Here is a 25,507-nt window from a genome sequence, read left to right as displayed (position 1 = left end):
GCATCCTCTCCTATAAACTTTCCGGGCTGGCCTTCGGGCCGGCCCTTTTTTTATTCGTTTCGGGGCTCGCCATGGCCCCTTTCCCTCAGCCGCGACGTTCCCTATCTCGTTACGCAGCGAACAGAACGGGGAAGGCGAAGTGGCCGAAGAAGAAACCGCAGGACGCAGGATACAGGTGGCCAACGCGCGGCCAGAGGATGCGGGGCGCGGCCTTGCCCGCCTTCCTTTGGCGGTCATGGCGGAACTCCACCTTGCGGAAGGCGATGTGGTGGAGATCGCGGGCAAGCGGTCGACCCCCGCGCGGGTGGTCCGGCCCTATAAGGAGGATGAGGGGCTAGATGTCCTTCGCCTCGACGGGCTTCAGCGGGCCAATGCCGGCGTCGGATCGGGCGACTTCGTGATCATCCGGAAGGTCGATCCCCGGCCTGCCCAGCGTGTCGTCTTCGCGCCTGCACAAAATAATCTGCGGTTGCAGGGCAATCCGGAGGCGCTGAAGCGCGTTTTCTTCCAGCGGCCGCTCGCCTCTGGCGATGTCGTCGCAACTGCGGGACAGCAACAGGTGCCGCCCGGCGACATGCCGCCCCAGTTGCGCCAGATGCTGGCCGCCCCGGCCTATGCCCTGCAGGAAATCCGCCTGGTCGTGGTGTCGACCGTGCCCAAGGGCATCGTCCATATCGACGCCGACACGGAAGTGGAACTGCGCGCCGAATATGAGGAGCCCCGCGAATCCCGCCGCGCCGATGTCACCTATGACGATGTCGGCGGCATGGCCGAAGCCATCGACCAGCTGCGGGAAATGGTGGAATTGCCGCTGCGCTATCCCGAACTGTTCGAGCGGCTGGGTGTGGACCCGCCCAAGGGCGTGCTGCTCCACGGCCCGCCGGGCACCGGCAAGACCCGGCTGGCCCGCGCCGTCGCCAATGAATCGGAAGCGGAATTCTTCCTGATCAACGGGCCGGAGATCATGGGTTCGGCCTATGGCGAGTCGGAAAAGCAGCTCCGCGAGATTTTCGAGGCGGCCGCCAAGTCGGCGCCGTCGATCCTCTTCATCGACGAGATCGATTCCATCGCGCCCAAGCGCGGCAATGTGACCGGGGAGACGGAAAAGCGCCTCGTCGCCCAGTTGCTGACGCTGATGGACGGGCTGGAACCGCGCACCAATCTGGTCGTCATCGCCGCCACCAACCGGCCGGAAGCGATAGACGAGGCGCTGCGCCGCCCCGGCCGCTTCGACCGGGAAATCATCGTCGGCGTGCCTGACGAGCGCGGACGGCGGGAGATATTGGGCATCCACACCCGCGGCATGCCGCTGGCCGACGGCGTCGACCTGGGTGAACTGGCGCGCATGACCTATGGCTTTGTCGGTGCGGATCTGGCGGCGCTGACCCGCGAGGCGGCGATCGAGACCGTGCGCCGCTTCATGCCCCGGCTCAATCTGGAGGAGGGAACGATCCCCCCTGACGTGCTGGAGGAACTGTCCGTCGCGCGCGACGACTTCATGGCCGCGATCAAGCGCGTCCAGCCCTCCGCCATGCGGGAGGTGATGGTACAGGCGCCCAATATCGGCTGGGCCGACATCGGCGGCCTGGACGAAGCGCAGATGCGCCTCAAGGAAGGGGTGGAGCTGCCGCTCAAGGACCCGGACGCCTTTCGCCGCATCGGCATCCGCCCGGCCAAGGGGTTCCTGCTCTACGGTCCGCCCGGCACCGGCAAGACGCTGCTGGCGAAGGCCGTGGCGCGGGAAGCGCAGGCCAATTTCATCGCCACCAAATCGTCCGACCTGCTCAGCAAATGGTATGGGGAAAGCGAGCAGCAGATCGCCCGCCTCTTCGCCCGCGCGCGGCAGGTGGCGCCGACGGTCATCTTCATCGATGAACTGGACAGCCTGGTTCCGGCGCGCGGCGGCGGCCTTGGCGAACCGCAGGTGACGGAGCGGGTGGTGAACACCATCCTGGCCGAGATGGACGGGCTGGAGGAATTGCAGTCCGTCGTCGTCATCGGCGCGACCAATCGCCCGACGCTGATCGATCCGGCGCTGCTGCGGCCGGGCCGGTTCGACGAGCTGATCTATGTCCCCGTGCCCGATCAGGCGGGGCGCAGGCGCATCCTGTCCATTCACACGGGCAAGATGCCGCTTGCCGAGGACGTCGACCTGGATGCGCTGGCGGAGCGCACGGAACGGTTCACCGGGGCCGATCTGGAGGATCTGGTCCGCCGCGCCGGCCTGGTCGCGCTGCGCCAGTCGCTGTCGGTCGACAAGGTCACGCAGGCGCATTTCGAGGCCGCGCTGGAGGATACCCGCGCCTCCGTCACGCCCGAAATGGAGCGGGAATATGAGCAGATCCAGGCAACGCTGAAGCAGAGCGTGATGCAGATCGATCCCATCGGCTTCGTGTCGCCCGGCATGTTGCGGGCGCGCGCCAGGACTGAATGAAGGGACATGCTCCCGCGAAGGCGGGAACCCGGTTCCGCCGTTTGAACCGGGTTCCCGAAAGGCCTGCTGCCCTGTTGAACGCCTTCGCGGGAACGCATGCGCATGACCTGATGATGCCGGTCCCTCCGACCTATTTGTCCCTCCACCGCGAAGGCGCTTGCATGCCCGTGCGATTTTTGCGAGTCGGACAGGCAAGGCAGACAGGCGAGAATGAATGGCCTCCATCCCTTTGAAGAAAAAGAACCGGGCCGTTTCCGGAAAACCGTCCTCCACCTTCCTGGGTCAATGGGGCATGTTCCTCCGGCAGTTCATCAAGCATCCCGGCATGATCGGATCGGTCATCCCATCCTCGCAAATGCTGGTCGACAGCATGCTGGAGGGCGTGGACTGGCAACGGACCCGGCTGTTCGTGGAATATGGCCCGGGCGTCGGGACGTTCACGCGGCCCATTCTCGACCGGCTGCATCCGGACGCCACCCTGCTGGCGATCGACCTCAATCTCGACTTCGTCGCCTATCTGGAGGCGGAGATCGACGATCCCCGGCTGCGCATCGTCCACGGTTCGGCCGCCGATGTCCGCCGCTTCATCAAGGAGGCCGGCTATGCCCAGGCGGACTATGTCCTGTCGGGCATTCCCTTCTCGACCCTGCCCGGCGGCGTGGGGGAGGCGATCTGCGCCGAAACCCGCTCGGTGCTGAAGACCGGCGGCGCATTTCTGGTCTATCAATATTCCGGCCATGTCCGCCGCCTGCTGTCGCCGTTGTTCGACGAAATCGGCGACCGGGTGGAGTGGCGCAATATTCCACCGTGCCGGATGTTCACGGCGGTGAAGCGGGAAATCCTGGCCCAGGTGGCCTGACCCTTCCGCCTTCCTGTTGAATTTACGTCATTTCGCCGGGATTTTGTCCTGTCCGGCAGGTCTATACCCCATTTGGGGTATGCGCCATGCAGCGCCGGTCGCTACGCGCCCCGCATAGGCAGACCTTCTGCCTCCGGCGGCCGGGCCATATTGCGACCCATGGCCCGGTTGCCGGCTAAGGTTGCCGCAACGATCGTTTCGCTTCGGCCGGCTTTCATGATAAGGCCCGGCGCGAAACACGGCGAGATAGTTCATGAACGACCTGACCCAGACCCCCGAAATGCTGATCGCGACCATGGGCGCGCGTGCCCGCGCGGCGGCGGCCCAGCTTTCCACCGCCAGCGACGCGCAGAAGATCGACGCGCTGCGCCGCGCCGCGCAGGCGCTGCGGGATCAGGCGCCGCGGATCATCGCCGCCAATGCCCGGGACATGGAAAACGCCGCCGCCAACGGCCTGTCGCCCGCCATGCTCGACCGGCTGAAGCTGGACGAGGACCGCGTCCTTGCGACGGCGGCGGGCGTGGATCAGGTCGCGATCCTCATCAATCCGCTGGGCAGCGTGATCGACAGGCAGGTCCGCCCCAACGGCATGGAGTTGAGCCGCGTCCGCGTGCCGCTGGGCGTCATCGGCATCATCTATGAAAGCCGCCCCAATGTGACCGCCGACGCCGCCGCGCTCTGCCTGCGCGCCGGCAATGCCGTGATCCTGCGCGGCGGCAGCGAGGCGAAGGAAAGCAACCGCGCCATCCACGCCGCGATGGTCGAGGGGATCGTCGCCGCCGGCCTGCCCGCCGATGCCGTGCAACTGGTCCCCACCACGGACCGCGCCGCCGTGGGCGCGCTGCTGAAGGCGTCGGAATTCATCGACCTGATCGTCCCGCGCGGCGGCAAGAGCCTGGTCGCCCGCGTGCAGGAAGAGGCGCGCGTGCCCGTCCTCGCCCATCTCGACGGCATCAACCACAGCTATGTCGACGGCGCGGCCGATCCGGACATGGCGCAAAAGCTGGTGGTGAACGCCAAGATGCGCCGCACCGGCATTTGCGGCGCGACCGAGACGGTGCTGATCGACAAGGCCTATGCTGAGGCGCCCGCCATCGTGAAGGCGCTGCTCGACGCCCAATGCGAAGTGCGCGGCGACGAGGCCGTGCAGGCGATGGACAGCCGCGTCACGGCGGCGTCGGACGAGGATTGGGATACCGAATATCTCGAAGCTATCGTCTCTGTGCGGATCGTGGACGGGCTGGACGAGGCGCTCGCCCATATCGCCGCCCATGCCAGCCACCATACCGACGCCATCATCACCGAGGATGCGGAGAGAGCCGAGCGCTTCCTGAACGCGGTCGACAGCGCCATCGTGATGTGGAACGCCTCCACCCAGTTCGCGGACGGCGGCGAGTTCGGGCTGGGCGCGGAAATCGGCATCTCCACCGGCCGCCTGCATGCCAGAGGCCCGGTGGCGCTGGAAGGCCTGACGACCTATAAATGGCTGGTGCGCGGAACGGGGCAGACCCGGCCGTAATGCCCAAACCCCTCCTCCGTTCGCCCTGAGCTTGTCGAAGGGCTTCGACAGGCTCAACCCGAACGGGGAGAGGGTGGTGCTCAAAATGGAGAGGGTGGCGCTTACCCCTTCACCACCCCATCGATCGCCTTCAGCTTCTCCAGCATCGGCCCGACCCACTCTACCGGCAGCATCACCGGCCCGTCCGAAGGCGCATGGTCCGGATCGTCATGCGCCTCGGCAAAGATCGCGGCGACACCCGCCGCGACGGCACTGCGCGCCAGCACCGGCGCAAATTCCCGCTGCCCACCGGAAGCCGATCCCAATCCGCCCGGCTGCTGCACCGAATGGGTGGCATCGAACACCACCGGATAGCCCGTCTGCGCCATCGCCGGCAGCGAGCGCATGTCGCTGACCAGCATGTTATAGCCGAAACTCGCCCCTCGTTCAGTCAGCAAAATCCGCTCATTCCCGGTCGACGCGACCTTCTGCGCCACCGCCGCCATGTCCCACGGCGCCAGGAACTGCCCCTTCTTCACATTGACCACCGCGCCGGTCCGCCCCGCCGCCAGCAGCAAATCGGTCTGGCGGCACAGAAAGGCGGGAATCTGGAGAATATCCACAGCCTCCGCCGCCGCTTCCACCTGCCCGGCCTCATGCACGTCGGTCAGCACCGGACAGCCGAACGCCGCCTTCACCTCCGCCAGGATCGCCAGCCCCGTATCGATCCCGACGCCCCGTTGCCCCGATACGGAGGTCCGGTTCGCCTTGTCGAAGGAGGATTTGAAGATGAATGGCACCCCGGCACGTCCCGCAAGGCCGGATAGCTTTTCCGCCATCATCATCGCATGGTCGCGGCTCTCGATCTGGCAGGGGCCGGAGATCAGGACGAAGGGCAGGTCGTTGCCGACGGTAACCGACCCGATGGAAACATGCTTGGCTGTCATCATCGCGCTCACTTCGGCGCTTTGACGAAGCGGCGCAAGAGCTGCCCGCGCCAAAGCCCCTTGCCGGGATGATAATTCCAGCAGAACCAGCCGAAGACGAGGCAGGCCAGCAGCGAGGGCAGCGCCATCGGATCGCCTTCCCCCTTCATGTGCCGGTAAAAGGCAAGGTCCGCCCGCCACCGGTCCCGCTCGCTGCCGCCGCCGTTGATGCCATAGGCATTGTCGTGACGCCGGCAACCGATGTTTCGGTTGTATTTGCGGTGGTCTATGAAATAGCAGTAATCGCGTTCGGGTGTCGTCATGGCCCGATGTGGACAGGGGCCATGGAAAAGTTCAAGCGTAAAGTCTTCTACCTTGGCGGTTTCGACCCGCGCGGGGTGCGTTTCTACCACCAGATGTACCGCGAGCAGGCGGAAGCCTACACGCGCCTGTCGGGCGAATGGGTAGAGGTCAGCGCCCGCCGCTCCGGCCCGGCCTCTTCCGCCAGTTGGACCGTCACCAACCACGGCGCTGGGGTCGAGACCGATTATGAGTTCCTCCGCTGGGAGGATCTGGTCGGCAAGGTGTGGATACGCAATCCGCTGCTGCTGGCGTGGCGCTCCATCGCCACATATGGCGCCCATGCCCGCCACATGCAGTTCCTGCGGATGCGGAAACTGCGTCCGGGGCCGGTCATCACCATCCTCTATCCGCCGCTGCTGGCGGTGCTGATCCCACTGGCGCTGGCGCTGATACCCGCGCTGCCGCTTTCGCTGCTGATGCCCTTCTGGGCCGCCGCGCTGATCGGCATCGCCGTCAGCGTGGCTCTGTCGGGCCGCCTGCTCAACAAGCTGATCGTGCCCTGGCTGCTCCGTTTCATGGTTTACAACCACAGCGTCGCCGCCAAAGGCCCGGGTGCGGATATGGACGAGCGCCTGGACCAGTTCGCCGCCCGCATCGTGGCGGAGGTGGACGGCCCCTGGGACGAGGTCGTCTTCGCCTCCCACAGCAACGGCACCATCTATGCGATGAGCGTGCTGCGCCGCATCCTGGAATTGCGCGGCGACCGGCCGCTGCCCGAAAATTTCACCGTCCTCACCCTGGGCCAGGTCGTTCCCGTCATCGCCCTGCGCAAGGATGCGCGCTGGTATCATGCCGACCTCAAGGCGCTGGACGACAAGCCCTTCCGCCTCGTCGATTTCTCCGCTCCCCCCGATGGCGCGGCCTATCATGGCGTCCATCCGATCCGCCTCGTTTCGGATCGGTGCGCGGCGCGCGTCGACCTGCTCTCGCCCCGCTTCCACCTCTTCTACGATCCGGAAAACTATCATGGCGGCTGGTCGAACAAATATGAGGCGCATTTCGACTATCTGCGCGTGGGCGACCGCCTGTCGCCGGTGGACTATGTCAGCCTCACCGCCGGCCGCCGCACCATCGACGAAGCCATAGCGCAGTTCAGGACGATCCCATGACGCAGCCCTTCACCCCGCCCTATCCCGAACCGCCGCGGACCCGCCGTGGCCTCGTCAAGCGCTTCTTCCGGGGCTGGCATAGCTGGATTCATGTCCTGTTCGAGAAGAGCTACACGATGAAGCTGGGCGAAATCCGCATGCCCGGCCAGACCATGTACATCGCCAACGAACTGCCGCTGGTGGACCAGATCCTGCGCGGCGGCACGGCCTATCCCAAACATCGCGAACTGGTCCGCAACCTGTCCCCCCTGATCGGCAACAGCGTCTTCTCCGCCAATGGGGAGGATTGGGAAAGCCAGCGCGCCATGGTGAACCCCGCCTTCGCCCACACCGCGCTCAACCGCTCCATGCCGCTGATGGTAGCGGCGGCCGACGACCTGCTCGCCCGGCTCGACGCGGCGGACAAGGGCAAGCCGGTCGACATCGACCCGATGATGACCCATGTGGCGGCCGACATCATCTTCCGCACGCTTTTCTCGGAGCCGCTGGACGAGCGCCGCTCCAACATCATCCACACCGCCTTCGGCCGTTTCCAGCGGCTCGCCCACAGCGCCTCGATGCTGCGCCTCTACGGCTTTCCGGCGCGCTGGTTCGAGAAACGCTCGCTGGCCCCGGCAAAGGCGATCCATGAGGTCTTCCGTCCCATCGTCGAAGCGCGCCATGAGGGCTTCCACCAGCGCGGCGAGGCGCCGCACAAGGACATCCTCCAATCGCTGATCGAGGCGAAGCATCCCGAAACCGGCGACCCCTTCACCCTGCAACAGGTGATGGACCAGGTTTCCACCGTCTTCCTCGCCGGCCATGAAACGTCCGCCAGCACCATGACCTGGGCGCTCTACATGCTGGCGGAATGCGCCCATATCCAGAACGCCGCCCGCACGGAGGTGCAGCAGCTCGCCGGGGACGCGCCGCTCACCGCCGCGATGCTCAAGGACATGGGGGCGATCCGCAACATCTTCCGCGAAACGCTGCGCCTCTATCCGCCCGTCGCCTTCTTCCCGCGCGAAGTGACCTGCCCGATGCCGATGCGCGACAAGAGCCTTGAGGAAGGCGCAATGCTGGTCGTCGCCCCCTGGCTCACGCAGCGCAACAAGGACAACTGGGCCTGTCCGCACAGCTTCATGCCCGAACGCTTCGAAGATCCCGCCAATGCGGAGATGGTGCGCCAGGCCTGGTTTCCCTTCGGCCGCGGGCCCCGGGTCTGCGTGGGCGCGGGCTTTGCACAGCAGGAGGTGATGACGGTGATCGCCAGCGTCCTGCGCCGCTACCGCCTGTCGGTGCCCGACGGGTTCAGGCCCGAACCGATCAGCCGCCTGACCATCCGGCCAAGGACGGGGATGAAGCTGATGTTCGATGCCGTCCGGCTTTGACGGATGGGGTGGATTGCGGACATTCCCCCTCCCGCAGGCGGGAGGGGGTTAGGGGGTGGGCTGGCGCGGCATCTGCGCTGTTTTGCAACGGCTAAGTCAGAAGCTCGCTACGCTCGCGCCCACCCCTAACCCCTCCCGTTTACGGGAGGGGAATGTCCTGGATTGGTCGAAACCAGACGAGCAATCACCGGTCCGTATCTCAACTCGGCATGCGTAACCCAAAAGCGACACCCGCCTCGAAAACCATCCTATTTCCTGCGCCGGGACAGTTTCAGCCTGTCCTATTCCGCCTTGCCCGGCCTAACCAGCACCCCTCTTTGAATACGTCCGAACCATCGCGCCCATGCCTACGCGCGCCCGGGCACGCGCGCGCATATGGTGTGAACTTCGGCGGAAAACCGCCGGAATCTCACCCTCTGATCCGCCCCACTATCGCCTGTCCGGCCACCCGCTGCCGCAGATAGCGCCGCTTCAACACCACGCTCGCCGCCAGCAGCGGCACGCCCAGCATGATGCAGATCGCGCCCAGCATCGGCGGCCAAAGTCCGAACAGGCTGTGCATGTTCAAGGCGGAAGGCGCCAGCACCAGCAGGAAACCCGCCGTCAGCAGCCATAATCCCCAACGGCGCGGCCTGACCGCGATCATGCGCATCTCGTGCCGGTGCGCCTTGCGCCCTTCCTTCGTCGACAGATCGGGATGCTTCATCGCAGGCCACTAAAGCGGAAAAGGCGACCTGCTGTCCAGCGTCAGAACGGGGCTTTCGTTCGCTCGCCGCTTGGGCTACATGCGGGGCATCCCCGGGGGACCGTCCACAGGCGGTTGAGAGGCGGCTGACGTGGCCGCGACCCGCTGAACCTGATCCGGATAAGACCGGCGTAGGGAGGGAACGGCTTGTTCGCATGCAGCAACCCGCGCCCGCCCTCCGCCCCGATGCGAAGAGGAGGACGGCAAGCCATGGACAGCATTTCCGTCCTGACCCTGCGCCTGGCTGAAGCCATCGGCCTCTACATGATCGTCATCGGCACAGGGGGCCTCGTGGCGCCGCAGCGCTGGCGGCAGATGATGGACGATCTGGAACGCTCGCCCGGTCTGGTGATGGCGCTGGCCTTTCCGGTCTTCGCGGTCGGCGCGGCGCTCGTCCTCATCCACAGCATCTGGCGCGATCCGCTGTCCATCATCGTCTCGGCCATCGGCTATGTCGCGCTGGTCGAGGGGGCGCTGCTGCTCGCGGTCCCGGCGCCCCTGCTCAAGATCGGTCGCTGGTCCCTCAACTTCACCCGCGCCTGGGCGATCCTCAGCATCGTCCTCGGCATTCTCCTCTTCCTCGCCGGCCTCACCGGCCGCGCCACCGTCATCGCCTGAAAGGAACCCAAATGGCAGACGTCCCAGCACGAACAGAGATGCGCGTCACCACCGGACCCATCCGTGGCTCGCGCAAGATCCATGTCGGCCCGCTCAAGGTCGCCATGCGCGAGATCGACCTGGAACCCGGCAGCGGCGAAGCGCCGGTCCGCGTCTATGACACGTCTGGTCCCTATACCGACCCCAATGCCCGCATCGACATCATGGCAGGCCTCCCCGCGCTGCGCCGCGACTGGATCATCGGTCGTGGCGATGTCGAGGAATATGACGCCCGCGCCATCCAGCCGGAGGATAACGGCCTGAAAGGTCCCGACCGCAGCGGCGGCGTTCAGGCCTTTCCCAACACGGTCAAGCGTCCCCTGCGCGCCAAGGCTGGAGCGAACGTCTCCCAGATGCACTATGCCCGGCGCGGCATCATCACGCCGGAGATGGAATATGTGGCCGAGCGCGAAAATCTGGGCCGCGCCCGCCTCGCCGAATATGTCCGCGACGGGCAGGACTGGGGCGCGTCGATCCCCGACTATGTGACTCCAGAATTCGTCCGGGAGGAGGTCGCCCGCGGCCGCGCCATCATCCCGTCGAACATCAACCACCCGGAATCGGAGCCGATGGCCATCGGCCGCAACTTCCTGGTGAAGATCAACGCCAATATCGGCAACAGCGCCGTCGCCTCCGATGTGGCGAGCGAAGTCGACAAGCTGGTCTGGTCGATCCGCTGGGGCGCCGACACGGTGATGGACCTGTCGACCGGCCGCAACATCCACGACACCCGCGAATGGATCATGCGCAACTCGCCGGTCCCGATCGGCACCGTGCCCATCTATCAGGCGCTGGAGAAGGTCGGCGGCATTGCCGAGGAACTGACCTGGGACATCTTCCGTGACACGCTGATCGAGCAGGCCGAACAGGGCGTCGACTATTTCACCATCCATGCGGGCGTGCGCCTGCCCTATATCCCGATGACGGCCAAGCGCGTCACCGGCATCGTCTCGCGCGGCGGATCGATCATGGCGAAATGGTGTCTCGCCCATCACAAGGAATCGTTCCTCTACGAACATTTCGACGAAATCACCGAGATCATGAAGGCCTATGACATCGCCTATTCGCTGGGCGACGGCCTGCGCCCCGGCTCCATCGCCGACGCCAATGACGAAGCGCAGTTCGCCGAACTCTACACGCTGGGCGAACTGACCAAGCGCGCCTGGGAACAGGATGTGCAGGTGATGATCGAAGGCCCCGGCCACGTCCCGATGCACAAGATCAAGCAGAATATGGACAAGCAGCTCGAAGCCTGCGGCGAGGCGCCCTTCTACACGCTTGGGCCGCTCACCACCGACATCGCGCCGGGTTACGACCATATCACCAGCGGCATCGGCGCCGCGATGATCGGCTGGTACGGTACGGCCATGCTCTGCTACGTCACGCCCAAGGAGCATCTGGGCCTGCCCGACCGCGACGACGTGAAGGTGGGCGTCGTGACCTACAAGCTCGCCGCCCACGCGGCCGACCTGGCCAAGGGCCACCCCGCCGCCAAGGTCCGCGACGACGCGCTGAGCCGCGCCCGCTTCGAATTCCGCTGGCGCGACCAGTTCAACCTGTCGCTCGATCCCGACACGGCCGAGAAATATCACGACCAGACGCTTCCCGCCGAAGGCGCGAAGACCGCCCATTTCTGCTCCATGTGCGGCCCCAAATTCTGCTCGATGAAGATCACGCAGGAAGTGCGCGACTTCGCCGCCAGGCAGAACCAGCCCGCAGACAGCTTCCTCGCGGCGGAGGACGCCGAAAAAGGCATGGCCGAAATGAGCGAAATCTTCCGGCAGACCGGCAGCGAACTCTATATGGGCGCTGGTGGGCGAGATCGCGACTGAGTTTTGGAGAACTGGGTTTCGTGGACAAAGCTTGACTGGATGACGTGGGGTTGACTCAAGGCTGCCTTTTGGAGGCAGGCTTGGGCGAACGGATTGGTCTTTCAGATAAGGAATGAGGTTTGATCGGGCCGCTGCTTCCATTGGAGGGGAGGCGCGGTTGCCGCCCGCCAGGTGACAATAGGCTATTCATGGAGGCGGTGCTGTGGATTGTTCGCACGGGCAGTCCATGGCGTGATCTGCCCGCCATGTTCGGCAACTGGAGTACGGCGTTCAGGCGGTTTCGCGATTGGCGGGAAGCCGATATTTTCAAGCGTATTTTCGATGTGCTGTCGGAGGAACCCGACATGGAATACGCCATGGTCGATGCGACCATCGTCAAGGTTCACCGGCATGGCCAGGGCGCAAAAGGGGGACTCAGGGCCAGGCCATTGGTCGCTCAAAAGGCGGCATGACGACCAAGATTCTGGCGCTGACCGATGCCTTGGGCAATCTGGTGCGCTTCGAGTTGCTGCCGGGCAACCGCTACGACACCATAGGCGTCGCACCGTTGATCGACGGTATTGAGTTCGGTGCCCTGCTGGGCGACAAGGCCTTCGATTCCAACTGGATTGTACAGGATCTTGATCAGCGTGGGGCGAAGGTTGTCATTTCACAACATCCCGGCCGCGCCCAAAAGCTCAAGATCGACGTCGAGATGTACAAATGGCGTCACCTGATCGAAAACTTCTTCTCCAAACTTAAGGAATTCAAACGCATCGCTATGCGTGCCTGCAAAACCGACCAGAGCTTCTCTGCAATGATCTATCTCGCCGCAGCCATCATCAACTCACGATGAATCCCCACAAACCCTAATCTTTATCGGAGGGGTGGATCATACCGAAACTGAGTCTTAGGATGCTACGCCTTTGCTTTGGCAATCGGCTCCCGGCCAGCATTTTAGGTCTTCTGGCGATGTCGGCCGTCTCCTGTACCGCTCCAACCCAGTATATGGGAATTTCGTTGGTGCCTGGCGCCGCTGACGCCGACGCCCACGCCCTGCTCGCCGCGTCGGACATGGCCGCCGAGCGCCAGCGCCTGCCGGAAGGTCAGGAAGGCATGGGAGGCAAAGCCGCGCGAGACGATTGCATCCCAGAGTGTGAGTACATTGATGCCGCTGTATCGCCGATCTCTGACGGCGTTGTAGGGCATGCCGATACTCACCTTCGACGAACCCCAGGGCTGGACCCAGGGCGCGCGTCCGGCTTCCAGCTCGGCGATGATCCGGTTGGTGATCTGTTCGTAGAGGTCGGTCCGCTCACCCGCGGAACGGTGGGTGCGTGCATAGGCCATCGCGATTCTCCGCGACGGGTCGGTCCCGAGCCTCTCTCGTGACGCTCAACCCGTCACGGCCAACCGGCCGCACTCTCACTCTTGAAGGGGGCGCTACGGGGCGCAGCCCGTTTGAAGGGGTCGTTTGAGATTCGCGAAGCGAAGCTCAAACGCAGGGGAAGCCGTTCCCCTGCAGGATCAGGCGCTGCGCGAACGCACGCTACTGACCGCCACTCAGCTCGAAAGACGTGGACGACGTGTGGACGATGATAAGGAAATCAGGTTTCCAAGACCGAATCAGCATCGAGTCACCAGCTGATTTTCTCGGAAAATCTGGAGCGGGCGAAGGGATTCGAACCCTCGACCCCAACCTTGGCAAGGTTGTGCTCTACCCCTGAGCTACGCCCGCTCTGGCGGCCGGAGGAAGTGTCCCTCTCGGCGGGTGGGGGGCAACTAGCAGCGGCTTCCCACCTCGGCAAGGGAGAATCTGCATAAAATCATTTTTTTCCGATCCCGCCGGATTTCCCCGCCCGATAGTGGCTTTTCCCACCTTGCGGCTTGGCCTCGCGTGGCCATATGCTACTATTCTGCCTGTCAAATCAGTGAGCAACGACCGAATATGATCGCCCTTCGCTTCCTATGGCGGGGGCAGGAGGAGGAGCATCGCATGCCAGAACCGTTGACGCGCCGGGGCCTGCTTCAGGGCAGCGCCGCCGCCGCCGCCGCCATTCCCGTGCTGGGCGACGCGCAGGCCGCTGCTCCCGCCCGCCCGCAACGCCAGAAGGAGCAGGCCCAGATGAGCGCCGTAGGATTGACCGTGAACTGCCGGGAAGTGCATCTGCAACTCGACCCCCGCACCACCCTGCTCGACGCATTGCGCGAGCATCTCCACCTGACCGGCACCAAGAAGGGCTGCGACCATGGCCAGTGCGGCGCCTGCACGGTGATCGTGGAGGGGCGGCGGATCAACAGCTGCCTCACCCTCGCCGTCATGCATGAGGGCGATCATGTGACCACCATCGAGGGGCTCGGCACGCCGGAAAAGCTTCACCCGATGCAGCGCGCCTTCATCACCCATGACGGCTATCAATGCGGCTATTGCACGCCCGGCCAGATCTGTTCGGCGGTGGCGGTGCTGGAGGAGATCGAGGCGGGCATCCCCAGCCACGCCACGGAGGACCTCGACCGCGTGGCCTTTTCCGAGGGCGAGGTGCGCGAGCGGATGAGCGGCAATATCTGCCGCTGCGCCGCCTATCCCAACATCGTCGCGGCGATCCGCGAAGTCGCCGGCCATGGAACTGCGGAGGATAAGGCATGAGGCCCTTCACCTACAGCCGCGCCGCCAGTGTCGAAGATGCGGCCAGGACAGCCGCCAGCACCCAGGGCGCGCGCTTCATTGCGGGCGGCACCAATCTGCTCGACCTCATGAAGCTCCAGATCGAGACGCCCACCCATCTGATCGACGTCAATCATCTGGGCCTCGACCGCATCGAGCCGACAGCGGAAGGCGGCCTCAGGATCGGGGCGCTGGTCCGCAACACCGATCTGGCCGCCGACAAGGCCGTCCGCCGCGATTATGCGGTGCTCAGCCGCGCGCTGCTGGCCGGCGCTTCGGGTCAGCTTCGCAACAAGGCGACGACCGGAGGCAACCTGCTCCAGCGCACCCGCTGCCCCTATTTCTACGACACGCGCATGCCCTGCAACAAGCGCAAGCCCGGCAGCGGCTGCGGCGCGCTCAAGGGGATGAGCCGCAGCCTGGCGATCCTGGGCACCAGCGACGCCTGCATCGCGCAGCATCCGTCCGACATGGCGGTGGCGCTGCGCCTGCTCGATGCGCAGGTCGATACGGTGGGCGCCGATGGCGGCCGTCGCTCCATCCCGATCGCGGATTTCCACCTGCTGCCGGGCGAGACGCCGCATATCGAAAATGCGCTGAAGCCCGGCGAACTTATCACTTCCGTCACCTTGCCGAAGCCTCTGGGCGGCACCCATGTCTATCGCAAGGTGCGCGACCGCACCTCCTATGCCTTTGCGCTGGTGTCCGTGGCGGCGGTGTTTGAGAAGGACGGCCGGGCGCGCTTCGCCTTCGGGGGCATAGGGGCCAAGCCCTGGCGTACCGATGCCGCAGATGCCGCCGCCCCGTCCGGCGCGGCGGCCGTGGCGGAGGCGGCGCTCAGCGGCGCTCGACCCACCGCGCATAATGCGTTCAAGCAGCAACTGACCGCCCGCACCCTTGCCTCGCTCTACCGTCAGAAGGGGGCCTGAGCCATGAAGTTCGACACGCCAGCCACCACCAACCCGATCGACCGGGGCCGCGTCATCGGCATTCCCCATGACCGCATCGACGGCGCCGCGAAGGTCACCGGCACCGCGCCCTATGCCTATGAACGGCACGATGCCGCGCCCAACGCCGCCTATGGCTGGATCGTCGGGTCGGCCATCGCCAAGGGACGGATCAACGCCATGGACCTGCGGGCCGCTGAAGCCGCGCCCGGTGTGCTGGGCATCGTCACCCACCAGAATGCGGGGCCGCTCGGCAAAGGCAATATGAACACCGCCCATCTGCTGGGCGGTCCGCAGATCGAACATTATGAGCAGGCGGTGGCGCTGGTCATTGCCGACACGCTGGAAAATGCGCGCGACGCCGCCCGGCTCGTCCGCATCGATTATGCGCCGGATCAGGGCCGCTTCAACTTGGCGGCGGAGCGCGACAAGGGCGTTCCGCCCGAAGGCGGCTTCGGCGGCCCTGCTGATACCAAAGCGGGCGATTTCGAAGCCGGTTTCGCCAAGGCGGCGGTGAAGATCGACCAGCACTACACCACGCCCGACCAGAGCCATGCGATGATGGAGCCGCACGCGACCATCGCCGCCTGGAATGGCGACAAACTCACGCTCTGGACCTCTAACCAGATGATCGCCTGGAGCGTGGGCGAAATGGCGGCGACGCTGAAGATTCCGAAGGAGAATATCCGCCTCGTCTCACCCTATATCGGTGGCGGTTTCGGCGCGAAGCTGTTCCTGCGTGCCGATGCGCTGCTGGCGGCGCTGGGCGCGCGCATGGTCGGCCGCCCGGTGAAGGTCGCGATCGCCCGGCCGCAAATCCCCAACAACACCACTCACCGCCCCGCCACCATCCAGCGCATCCGCATCGGCGCCGACAGGCAGGGCGTGATCGACGCCATCGCGCATGAGGTCTGGTCGGGCGACCTGCCCGGCGGCGGCGCGGAGACGGCGGCGCAGCAGACGCGCCTGCTTTATCGCGGCCCCAATCGGCTGACGACGCATCGCCTGTCGACGCTGGACCTGCCGGAAGGCAACGCCATGCGCGCCCCGGGCGAGGCGGTGGGCCTGCTGGCGCTCGAAGTCGCGATGGACGAGCTGGCCGAGGCCTGCGGCGTCGATCCGGTCGAACTGCGCATCCGCAACGATGTGCAATATGATCCCGAAGCCGGGCCGCAGCGCCCCTTTTCCAGCCGCAAGCTGGTCGAATGCCTGCGCGAGGGCGCGGAACGTTTCGGCTGGAACCGCCGCAATCCGAAGCCTGGGCAGGTGCGCGATGGCCGCTGGCTGGTCGGCATGGGCGTCGCCTCCGCCTTCCGCAACAATCTGGTCACGAAGTCGGGTGCGCGCATCGGCGTCGATGCCAAGGGGCATGTGACGGTCGAAACCGACATGACCGACATCGGCACCGGCAGCTACACGATCATCGGCCAAACGGCGGCGGAAATGCTGGGCGTGCCGCTGGACGCCGTGACCGTGCGGCTGGGCGACAGCCGCTTTCCCGCGTCGTCCGGTTCGGGCGGCCAGTGGGGCGGGAACAGCTCAACCGCGGGCGTCTATGCCGCCGCCATGGCCCTGCGCGCCAAATTGGCCGAAAAGGCGGGCTTCCCGGTGGACAAGGCGCTGTTCGAGGATGGTCTGGTGCGCCTGGGCAACCAGTCCCAGCCGCTAGGGACGCTGGCGGGGCGCGAGGGCCTTTGGGCAGAGGACAGCATGGACTATGGCGACCTCACCAAACGCTATGCGCAGGCCACGTTCGGCGCGCATTTCTGCGAGGTGGGCGTCGACATCGACACCGCCGAAGTCCGCGTCCGCCGCATGGGCGGGGCCTTTGCCGCCGGGCGTATCCTCAATCCCAAATCGGCGCGCAGCCAGGTGATCGGCGCGATGACCATGGGCGTGGGCGCGGCGTTGATGGAGGAGCTGAGCGTCGACACGCGGTTCGGCTTCTTCGTCAACCACGACATGGCCGAATATCTGGTGCCGGTGCATGCCGACATCCCGCATCAGGACGTGCTGTTCATCGATGAACTGGACGACAAAAGCTCGCCCATGAAGGCCAAGGGCGTCGGTGAACTGGGCATTTGCGGGGCTGGCGCGGCGGTCGCCAACGCGATCTACAACGCCACGGGCGTGCGCCTGCGCGACTATCCGCTGACGATCGACAAGATTCTGGCGGCGTCAACCGGAAAAAGGGTCGCTTGAACTTCCTGCGCGGCGCCCCTAGTCCCTCTCCCAAAGAGAGGAAAGGGCGCCGATGAAATATCTTTCGCTGTCACTGGTTCTGGCCGCAATTCCGACGGTTGCGGCCGCCGGGACGGAGGCGTCCGACACGGACCGCATCGTCGTGACGGGGGAGGGGCTTTCCCTGCCGCCGGGGACGCCGGCCTATGGGTCGGTGATCATCGACCGGGACCGGCTGACCAACGGCGCTTCCGGCCGGATCGAGAGCGTGCTGGGCGATGTGGCCGGATTCCAGCAGTTCCGCCGTTCCGACAGCCGCTCCGCCAATCCTTCCGCCCAGGGAGCGACATTGCGCGCCTTGGGCGGCAACGCTTCCAGCCGGACGCTGGTGCTGCTGGACGGCGTGCCGATGGCCGATCCCTTTTTCGGCTATATCCCCTTCAGCGCACTGGTGCCCGACCGCCTGTCGGTGGTGCGGGTGACGCGCGGCGGCGGCATTGGGGCCTTCGGCGCGGGCGCGGTGGCCGGGACCATCGAACTCGCCAGCGCGACGCGCGATCAGCTTCCGACCTTCGGCGCCAGCGCCTTCTACGGCAGCAAGGATGCGACCGAACTGACCGCCAGCCTGACGCCGGATCTGGGCGGCGGCTATGTCTCGCTTTCGGGCCGCTGGGACCGGGGCGACGGCTTCCAGACCACGCCCCGGAACCAGCGCGTCGCCGCGACTTCGCCCGCCGCCTATGACGGCTGGTCGACCAATTTGCGGGCCGTCGCGCCCCTGTCCGCCACATCGGAGATCCAGTTCCGCGGCACCATCTTCCACGACGAGCGCACCCTGCGCTTCAAGGGCGCGGACAGCATGAGCGAAGGGCAGGACGCCAGCATCCGCTTCATATCCCGCGGTGCATGGCAGGTCGATGCGCTGGCCTATATCCAGGCGCGCAACTTCTCCAACATCGTGATCTCGGCATCCACCTTCCGCAAGTCGCTCGACCAGCGCAATACGCCCTCGACTGGCATTGGCGGCAAGATCGAGCTGCGCCCACCGGTCGGCCCCGACCATGTGCTGCGCATCGGGGCCGACACCCGCTTCGCCACCGGCGACATGTTCGAGGATGGCTATAACGCGAATATAGCGGCCAATCCGGTCACTTCCCGCCGTCATGCCGGCGGCGAGCAGATGACCACCGGCCTCTTTGCCGAGGATGACTGGACGCTGGGCCGGCTGGTCCTGACAGGCGGGGTGCGGGCGGATCGCTGGACGATCAGCAACGGCTTCTATCGCGCCACCGGCACCGGTGCGGCCAACAACAGCTTTGCCGACCGTTCGGACTGGCAGTTCTCCGGAAGGGCGGGCGCTCTCTACCGCATCAGCGATGCAGTCGCGCTACGCGGCGCGGCCTATAGCGGTTTCCGCCTGCCGACGCTGAACGAGCTATATCGGCCGTTCGTGGTCTTCCCGATCACGACCCGCGCCAATGCCGCGCTGACGCCCGAAAAGCTGAAGGGCGTGGAGGCGGGCATCGACCTCACGCCCATTCCGGGCCTGACCCTCTCCGCCACCGGCTTCATCAACCGGCTGGACGATGCCATAGCCAATGTCACCCTCACCAATGTCGCCAATACGCGCGAGCGGCAAAATGTCGACCGCATCACCGCCAAGGGGATCGAATTGACCGCCGTCGGCCGGGTGGACGACTTCCTGCTTTCGGCATCCTATGCCTATAGCCACAGCACCGTCCATGCGCCGGGCATGGGCTTTGACGGCCTCACCCCCGCGCAGAGCCCCCGTCATGCCGCGAGCGCCACGCTGGCCTGGGAGCCGGAGCAGGGACCGGCGCTTTCCGCGACGCTGCGCTATGTCGGCAAGCAATATGAGGATGACCTCCAGACCGATGTCTTGCCCGATGCGCTGACCGTCGATGCGGTGGCGCGCCTGCCGCTGGGCCATGGCGTCACCCTGGTTGCCCGGGGCGAGAATCTCTTCGATGAGGAAGTGATCACCCGCAACGCCGGAGGGTCCATCGACCTCGGCACCCCCCGGACGCTGTGGATCGGCTTCCGGTTCGCAAGCTAGAGCCGGTTTCGATCTGATGGAATCAGATCGCTGCTCCAGATTCCTTGTTTTGCGCGATTTCGCGGCAAGCGATCGGTTCCGGTCGCTTGCTGATCGCTTTAGGGCAACCCTCTGAAAAAGCCCGCTGGTTCCGCCGGGGCAAAGCTGTATGAGGTCCTCATGCGCTTTGCCCTTCTCCTCGCCCTGCCGTTTCTCGCCGCTGCGCCTGCCCAGGCCTGGGGACCGATCGGCCATCGCGTCACCGGCGCCATAGCCGACCGCAACCTGAGTGGCGCTGCACGCGCCCAGGTCCGCCTGCTGCTGGGGTCGGAAGATCTGGCCGAAGCGGCGACCTGGCCGGACGACATGCGGTCCGACCCCGCCGAATATTGGCGCAAGACGGCCAGCCCCTGGCATTATGTCACGGTGAGGGAGGGCGATCGTTACACCGCCGCGGACGCGCCGAAGGAGGGGGACGCGATGACGGCGCTGACCCGCTTTACGGCGACGCTTCGCGACCCCAAGGCGTCGCTGGACGACCGCCGCATGGCGCTGCGCTTCGTCGTTCACATCATTGGCGACCTGCATCAGCCGCTGCATGTCGGCGGTGGTGACGACCGGGGCGGCAATGATGTGAAGGTCACTTTCTTCGGCGCGCAGAGCAACCTGCATTCGGTCTGGGATTCCGGCCTGATCGACCAGCGCGCCCTGTCCTATTCGGAATATGCGGACTGGCTGTCGCGGTCGATCACGCCGGAACAGACGATTGCCTGGAGCCTGTGTGATCCGGACATCTGGACCCGCGAAAGCATCGCGCTGCGCAAGACCGTCTATCCGGCGGACCCGAACCTGTCCTGGGACTATGCCTATCGGCATCGCGCCGAGTTGGACGACCGGTTGCGGCGGGCAGGTGTCCGCATCGCCGCCTGCCTGAATGCGATTTTCGATTCGCCCCGGCAGCCCTAGGACCGGTCGACAGTCCGTTCATGGTCGACGACTCGGAATGGCGGTCGCGAAAAACAGGGGTTTTCCGCTCAATGTGAAAAATGCTCCGGGTTTCCGGACCGAATTGAAGCGCAGCGCGCTCCTGCGACCACTCTACCCCCGCTCCCGCAGCCGCTCCACGATGGCGCGCGCGGCCCGCGTGACATCGTCCCAGGTCATGTCGAAGCCGGCATCGTCCCCGAAATAGGGATCGGTCACGCCGCTCCCCTCGCGCCCTGGCACCAAATCCATCAGCAGCCGCACGTCCGCCGTCCCGTCCGAAGGCTGAATCCGCCGCAGATTCTTCAAATTTTCCGCATCCAGCGCGAAGACATGGTCGAACCGCCGGAAATCCCCCGCCGTCACCTGCCGCCCACGGTAGCCGGAAATGTCGATCCCATGCCGCAGCGCCACCGCCTGCGCGCGCCGGTCCGGCGGCGATCCGACATGCCAGTCGCCGGTACCCGCCGAATCCACCGTTACCGAAAGGCCCGCCCGCTCCGCCTCCGCACGCAACGCGGCTTCGGCCAGCGGCGATCGGCAGATATTCCCCAGGCACACGAACAGGACCGAAGCGCTCATCCCTCGGCCGCCGCCGTGCTCAGGCCCAGTTGCGGCACGCCGATCGACCGCCGCCCGCCGAAATCGGTGCGCGCCACGATCACGCCCAGCTTTTCCATATAATCGATCAACCGCCGCACGCGCCCCGGCGAACTGGTGCCATAGGCGCGCGCCAGCGCCACATCGTCGGGGCAGGGCAGCCCCTGCATCGCCGCCCGCGCAATCAGCAGGAAGGGAGCGAGCATATCCTCCGGCACAGGTTCGGCGGCCTTCATCGCATCGGCCCAGCGCGGGTCGGCGGCATCGAACATGCCCGCCTGCGCCATGGCGAATCGCTTGCGGAAAGCGGGCAGGTCGAGCGGCGGCTGGCGCAGTCCCTTCATCCGGCAGCGGACGCCGAAATCCTGATAGAGCGTCGACACGCTGGGCTGCGCCTCCCCCAGGTCCGCCACGATCTCCTCCAGCACGGCGATCACCACCGGCTCATTCTGGCCAAAGTCCAGTTCCGGCGCGGCGGGCTTGGCCGAAGGCGCGGCGGCAAGGGCGCGCATCAACTCCTCCGCAGGCAAGGCCGGCGGCTCGGCGCGGGGTGGAGGCGGGGGCAGCGCCTCTTCCTCGCCCGCGCCTGCGAACAGCAATTCCTGCAAATCCTCCGTCGCGGTGACGGGGGGCGGCATCAGCTTGTGCGTGCCGCCGCGCGTGCTGGTCTTCACCGACCCGATCTTCACCGCCACCGGCCGTCGACAGATGGCCGGGCCCAGCGCCAGAAAGCGGCCGCGCTCCAGATCGCGGATCTGCTCCGCCTGCCGCCGCTCCATGCCCAAAAGGTCCGCCGCCCGCGCCATGTCGATGTCGAGGAAGGTGCGCCCCATCAGGAAGTTCGATGCCTCGGCCGCGACATTCTTGGCGAGCTTCGCCAGCCGCTGCGTCGCGATCACGCCCGCCAGGCCGCGCTTGCGCCCCCGGCACATCAGGTTCGTCATGGCCGCCAGCGAAAGCCGCCGCGCCTCATCCGACACATCGCCCGCCGCCACGGGGGCGAACATCTGCGCCTCGTCCACCACCACCAGCGCGGGATACCAGTGGTCGCGCGGCGCGTCGAACAGCGTCGACAGGAAAGTCGCGGCGCATTTCATCTGCGCCTCCAGCTCCAGCGATTCCAGACTGAGCACCACGGATGCGCGATGCTCGCGTATGCGCATCGCCATCTTGACGATCTCGCGCTCATTATAGTCGCCCGCGTCGATCACCACATGGCCATATTCATCCGCCAGCGTGACGAAATCGCCCTCCGGATCGATCACGACCTGCTGGACCAGCGCGGCGCTTTCCTCCAGCAGGCGACGCAGCAGATGCGACTTGCCGGACCCTGAATTGCCCTGGACGAGCAGACGGGTGGCAAGCAATTCCTCGACATCGACCAAAACGGCATTGCCGTTGCTGTCATTTCCTATGCTGATGCTGGCGGTCACGGATTTCCTTTGGCCCATGGCGGGGGCTTCGCGCAAGTGCACAGAATAAGGATGCCGTCCTCCTGCCCCTCGCGGGATCACGTCACGCGATGCGGATTCCCTTGACCATCCCATTGTTGCGATGCAGCATCGATCCATCATGGCGACTCTTGCATCCTCTCCCGCTCCTGCGATCACGCAGAACCCGGACATCCGCTTTCTCGGTCGTTTGTTGGGCGACGTCATCCGCGCCTATGGCGGGGAGAAAATCTACAAGCAGACCGAATATATCCGCTCCGCCTCGGTCGATCGGGCGCGCGGCCTGCACGGCGCGGACGTGGTCGACACCGGACTCGACGCGCTGAGCCTCGACGACACGCTGAGCTTCGTGCGCGGCTTCATGCTCTTCTCGATGCTGGCCAATCTGGCCGAGGACCGCCAGGGCGTCGCTGCCGAGCCGGGGGCCGACGTCGCCTCCGCCGTCGAAAAGCTGCGGTCCCATGGAATAGAGCGCGAGGCGGTGCTCGACCTGCTGTCCCATGCCCTGATCGTGCCGGTCCTGACCGCTCACCCGACCGAGGTGCGGCGCAAGAGCATGATCGACCACAAGAACCGCATCGCGGACCTGATGCTGCTCAAGGACGGCGGCCGGACGGAAACCGATGAGGGCGAGAATCTGGACGAGGCGATCTTCCGCCAGATCGCGCTGCTGTGGCAGACCCGACCGCTGCGCCGGGAAAAGCTGTTCGTCGCGGACGAGATCGAGAATGTCCTCGCTTATTTCCGCGACGTCTTCCTGCCCGTGCTGCCCGCCCTCTACGCCCGATGGGAACGGGTGCTGGGCGCGCGCCCGCAGAGTTTCCTGCGCGTCGGCAACTGGATCGGCGGCGACCGCGACGGCAATCCCTTCGTTCAGGCGCCGCAGCTTCGGCTCGCGCTCGCCAGGGGCTGCGAGGCTGCGCTGGGCTTTTATATGGATGCGCTCCACGCCCTTGGCGCGGAACTGTCGCTCTCGACCGAACTGGCCGATGTGTCGCAGGCCGTTCTGGACCTGGCCGACGCCAGCGGCGACGTCTCGCCCAGCCGTCAGGACGAGCCCTATCGCCGGGCGATTTCCGGCATCTATGCCCGTCTGGCCGCCACCTACCGGTCGCTGGTCGGCAAGGCGCCGTCCCGCCCCTCGGCGCTCAAGGGCGAACCCTATGCCAGCCCCGCCGACCTGCGCCGCGACCTGGTGACGGTCGCGCAGGGGCTGGCGAGCGAAGGCAATGGCGCTCTGGCGACCGGCGGCGCGCTTGGCCGCCTGATCCGCGCGGTCGAAACCTTCGGCTTCCATCTCGCCACGCTCGACATGCGGCAGAACAGCGATGTCCATCAGAGCGTGGTGGCCGAACTGCTGAAAGTCGCGGGGGTCGAAGCGGACTATGCCGGGCTCGACGAATATGCCCGCATCGCCCTGCTTCGGCGGGAGTTGGCGAACAACCGGCCGCTGGGCACGGCCTTTTTCGAATATTCGGAACAGACCGCGTCCGAACTCGCCATCGTCCATTCGGCGGCGGAGGCGCATCGCATCTACGGCCCGCAATGCATCACCCATTATATCATCTCCAAGGCGGAGAGCGTTTCCGACCTGCTCGAGGTGAACATCATCCTCAAGGAAGCGGGCCTGTGGCGCGCGGGCACGGAGGGCGCGCCGCCGCAGGCCGCGATCATGGCCGTGCCGCTGTTCGAAACCATCGCGGACCTTGAGGCCGCGCCCAAGATCATGGCCGCCTATTTCGGCCTGCCCGAAATAGGCGGCGTGGTGCGGGAACGCGGCCATCAGGAAGTGATGATCGGCTATTCCGACAGCAACAAGGACGGCGGCTACATCACCTCCACCTGGGGGCTGTTCCAGGCGAGCAAGGCGCTGGCCCCCGTCTTTGCCGAAGCGGGCACGGCGATGCAGCTATTCCATGGCCGCGGCGGCGCGGTCGGGCGCGGTGGCGGCTCCTCCTTCGCGGCGATACAGGCGCAGCCCAAGGGCACGGTGCAGGGTCGCATCCGCATCACCGAACAGGGGGAGGTGATCGCCGCCAAATTCGGCACCCGCGACGTCGCCATGACCAATTTGGAAGCGATGACCAGCGCGACCCTGCTCGCCAGTCTGGAACCCGAAGTCCTGTCCGATCGCGATGCCGCCCGCTTCGCCGCCGCCATGGACCAACTGTCGAAGACCGCCTTCGCCGCCTATCGCGATCTTGTTTATGGTACTGAGGGCTTCAAGGAATTCTTCCGGCAATTGACCCCGATCCAGGAAATCTCCGGCCTCAAGATCGGCTCCCGTCCGGCCAGCCGCACCAAGAGCACCCGGATCGAGGATTTGCGCGCCATCCCCTGGGTGTTCAGCTGGGCGCAGGCGCGGGTGATGCTGCCGGGCTGGTATGGGGTCGGCCACGCGCTTTCCGCCTTCGAGGACAAGGCGCTGCTGGCCGACATGGCGCAGCACTGGTCCTTCCTGCAATCGGCGCTCGCCAATCTGGAGATGGTGCTGGCCAAGTCCGATCTGGGTATCGCTGCTCACTATCTGCCGCTGGTCGAGGATCAGGCGCGGGGCGCGGAGATTTTCGACCGCATCCGCGATGGTTGGGACATGGCCCATGACGGCTTGCTCGCCGCCACCGCCCAGTCGCGGCTGCTGGAGAAGAATCCCAAGCTCGACACGTCGATCCGCCTGCGCCTGCCCTATATCGAGCCGCTGAACCTTCTTCAGGTCGAACTGATGAAGCGCCACCGCAGCGGTGAGGACGACCCGCGCATCAAGGAAGGCATAGAATTGTCGATCAACGCGATCGCCACGGCGCTGAGGAATAGCGGATAGGGGTGGATTCCTGCCATTCCCCCTCCCGCA

20 protein-coding genes, 1 tRNA gene and 1 riboswitch are annotated in these 25,507 nt (G+C 65.7%); of the genes, 14 read left to right on the top strand and 7 right to left on the bottom strand.

Annotated elements, in window-relative coordinates:
• Positions 1-139 precede the first annotated feature (139 nt).
• The 3 genes from EGM87_RS13155 (at position 140) to EGM87_RS13145 (ending at position 4,812) form a co-directional block, all read left to right on the top strand.
• Positions 140-2,434: a CDC48 family AAA ATPase gene (locus EGM87_RS13155; protein ID WP_025551488.1), complete on the top strand. Its 2,295-nt coding sequence runs from the start codon at positions 140-142 to the stop codon at positions 2,432-2,434.
• A gap of 214 nt (positions 2,435-2,648) precedes the next feature.
• Positions 2,649-3,293 (top strand): class I SAM-dependent methyltransferase, encoded by a 645-nt coding sequence (locus EGM87_RS13150; protein WP_137710186.1) that lies wholly within the window; start codon positions 2,649-2,651, stop codon positions 3,291-3,293.
• Positions 3,294-3,546: 253 nt separating this feature from the next.
• Positions 3,547-4,812 carry a glutamate-5-semialdehyde dehydrogenase gene (locus EGM87_RS13145; RefSeq protein WP_044660395.1) on the top strand — a complete coding sequence of 422 codons (1,266 nt, stop codon included), beginning with the start codon at positions 3,547-3,549 and terminating at the stop codon, positions 4,810-4,812.
• A 101-nt stretch (positions 4,813-4,913) separates the two neighbouring features.
• Here the strand turns inward: EGM87_RS13145 and kdsA are convergent, their stop codons facing one another.
• Together kdsA and EGM87_RS13135 are read right to left on the bottom strand one after the other, a co-directional pair.
• Positions 4,914-5,741, bottom strand: a complete 828-nt coding sequence (kdsA, locus tag EGM87_RS13140) for a 3-deoxy-8-phosphooctulonate synthase (RefSeq protein WP_044662825.1) — start codon at positions 5,739-5,741, stop codon at positions 4,914-4,916.
• Positions 5,742-5,746: 5 nt separating this feature from the next.
• Complete coding sequence (locus tag EGM87_RS13135; RefSeq protein ID WP_025551496.1) at positions 5,747-6,040, bottom strand: hypothetical protein; 294 nt, start codon at positions 6,038-6,040, stop codon at positions 5,747-5,749.
• Positions 6,041-6,061: 21 nt separating this feature from the next.
• Here EGM87_RS13135 and EGM87_RS13130 point away from each other — a divergent pair, with 21 nt between their 5' ends.
• Both EGM87_RS13130 and EGM87_RS13125 read left to right on the top strand, forming a co-directional pair.
• On the top strand, positions 6,062-7,189 hold the full coding sequence (locus tag EGM87_RS13130) for a hypothetical protein (protein ID WP_137710188.1): 1,128 nt from the start codon (positions 6,062-6,064) through the stop codon (positions 7,187-7,189).
• Entirely contained in the window at positions 7,186-8,559 is a 1,374-nt protein-coding gene (locus EGM87_RS13125; RefSeq protein ID WP_044660393.1) for a cytochrome P450, read from the top strand. The genes EGM87_RS13130 and EGM87_RS13125 overlap by 4 nt, the downstream gene beginning before the upstream one ends.
• A gap of 409 nt (positions 8,560-8,968) precedes the next feature.
• On the opposite strand, the gene EGM87_RS13120 is transcribed toward EGM87_RS13125, so the two are convergent.
• Entirely contained in the window at positions 8,969-9,265 is a 297-nt protein-coding gene (locus EGM87_RS13120; protein ID WP_044660392.1) for a hypothetical protein, read from the bottom strand.
• Positions 9,266-9,348: 83 nt separating this feature from the next.
• A riboswitch (TPP riboswitch) is annotated at positions 9,349-9,459 on the top strand.
• Between the two features lie 55 nt (positions 9,460-9,514).
• Between EGM87_RS13120 and EGM87_RS13115 the strand changes: the two genes are divergently transcribed.
• The 3 genes from EGM87_RS13115 (at position 9,515) to EGM87_RS13105 (ending at position 12,628) form a co-directional block, all read left to right on the top strand.
• Positions 9,515-9,922 (top strand): DUF2065 family protein, encoded by a 408-nt coding sequence (locus tag EGM87_RS13115; protein WP_044660391.1) that lies wholly within the window; start codon positions 9,515-9,517, stop codon positions 9,920-9,922.
• 11 nt (positions 9,923-9,933) lie between these two features.
• Positions 9,934-11,793, top strand: coding sequence for a phosphomethylpyrimidine synthase ThiC (thiC, locus tag EGM87_RS13110; RefSeq protein ID WP_137710189.1), 1,860 nt, complete (start codon positions 9,934-9,936; stop codon positions 11,791-11,793).
• A 119-nt stretch (positions 11,794-11,912) separates the two neighbouring features.
• Positions 11,913-12,628, top strand: a protein-coding gene (locus EGM87_RS13105; RefSeq protein ID WP_229742333.1) for an IS5 family transposase whose coding sequence is annotated in 2 segments (ribosomal slippage) — positions 11,913-12,207 and positions 12,207-12,628 — 717 coding nt in all. Because the reading frame shifts where the segments join, the coding sequence is not laid out codon by codon here.
• 101 nt (positions 12,629-12,729) lie between these two features.
• On the opposite strand, the gene EGM87_RS13100 is transcribed toward EGM87_RS13105, so the two are convergent.
• Positions 12,730-13,122: an ArdC-like ssDNA-binding domain-containing protein gene (locus tag EGM87_RS13100; protein ID WP_065846158.1), complete on the bottom strand. Its 393-nt coding sequence runs from the start codon at positions 13,120-13,122 to the stop codon at positions 12,730-12,732.
• Between the two features lie 313 nt (positions 13,123-13,435).
• Positions 13,436-13,510, bottom strand: a tRNA-Gly gene (locus EGM87_RS13095).
• Positions 13,511-13,768: 258 nt separating this feature from the next.
• Here EGM87_RS13095 and paoA point away from each other — a divergent pair.
• From paoA to EGM87_RS13070, 5 genes are all read left to right on the top strand, one after another.
• A complete protein-coding gene (paoA, locus tag EGM87_RS13090; protein WP_137710190.1) occupies positions 13,769-14,419 on the top strand; it encodes an aldehyde dehydrogenase iron-sulfur subunit PaoA in 651 nt (216 codons plus the stop codon).
• The gene (locus EGM87_RS13085) at positions 14,416-15,366 is read left to right on the top strand and encodes an FAD binding domain-containing protein (RefSeq protein ID WP_044660387.1); all 951 of its coding nucleotides are present in this window, start codon (positions 14,416-14,418) and stop codon (positions 15,364-15,366) included. The genes paoA and EGM87_RS13085 overlap by 4 nt, the downstream gene beginning before the upstream one ends.
• 3 nt (positions 15,367-15,369) lie before the next feature.
• A complete protein-coding gene (gene paoC / locus EGM87_RS13080; RefSeq protein ID WP_044660386.1) occupies positions 15,370-17,586 on the top strand; it encodes an aldehyde oxidoreductase molybdenum-binding subunit PaoC in 2,217 nt (738 codons plus the stop codon).
• A gap of 52 nt (positions 17,587-17,638) precedes the next feature.
• The gene (locus EGM87_RS13075; protein WP_044660385.1) at positions 17,639-19,642 is read left to right on the top strand and encodes a TonB-dependent receptor; all 2,004 of its coding nucleotides are present in this window, start codon (positions 17,639-17,641) and stop codon (positions 19,640-19,642) included.
• Positions 19,643-19,801: 159 nt separating this feature from the next.
• Positions 19,802-20,587, top strand: coding sequence for a S1/P1 nuclease (locus tag EGM87_RS13070; RefSeq protein ID WP_044660384.1), 786 nt, complete (start codon positions 19,802-19,804; stop codon positions 20,585-20,587).
• 132 nt (positions 20,588-20,719) lie between these two features.
• Here EGM87_RS13070 and EGM87_RS13065 read toward each other — a convergent pair whose 3' ends face one another.
• On the bottom strand, positions 20,720-21,187 hold the full coding sequence (locus EGM87_RS13065; RefSeq protein ID WP_044660383.1) for a low molecular weight protein-tyrosine-phosphatase: 468 nt from the start codon (positions 21,185-21,187) through the stop codon (positions 20,720-20,722).
• Positions 21,184-22,638 carry a helicase HerA domain-containing protein gene (locus EGM87_RS13060; RefSeq protein ID WP_044662822.1) on the bottom strand — a complete coding sequence of 485 codons (1,455 nt, stop codon included), beginning with the start codon at positions 22,636-22,638 and terminating at the stop codon, positions 21,184-21,186. The genes EGM87_RS13065 and EGM87_RS13060 overlap by 4 nt, the downstream gene beginning before the upstream one ends.
• Positions 22,639-22,777: 139 nt before the next feature.
• Here EGM87_RS13060 and ppc point away from each other — a divergent pair, with 139 nt between their 5' ends.
• Complete coding sequence (gene ppc / locus EGM87_RS13055; protein ID WP_044662821.1) at positions 22,778-25,477, top strand: phosphoenolpyruvate carboxylase; 2,700 nt, start codon at positions 22,778-22,780, stop codon at positions 25,475-25,477.
• The last annotated feature ends 30 nt before the right edge of the window (positions 25,478-25,507 follow it).

The sequence above is a fragment of the Sphingobium sp. RSMS genome (genome assembly GCF_005406185.4).
Taxonomy (GTDB): Bacteria; Pseudomonadota; Alphaproteobacteria; order Sphingomonadales; family Sphingomonadaceae; genus Sphingobium; species Sphingobium fuliginis.
This window is presented reverse-complemented; position numbering and strand designations above follow the sequence as displayed.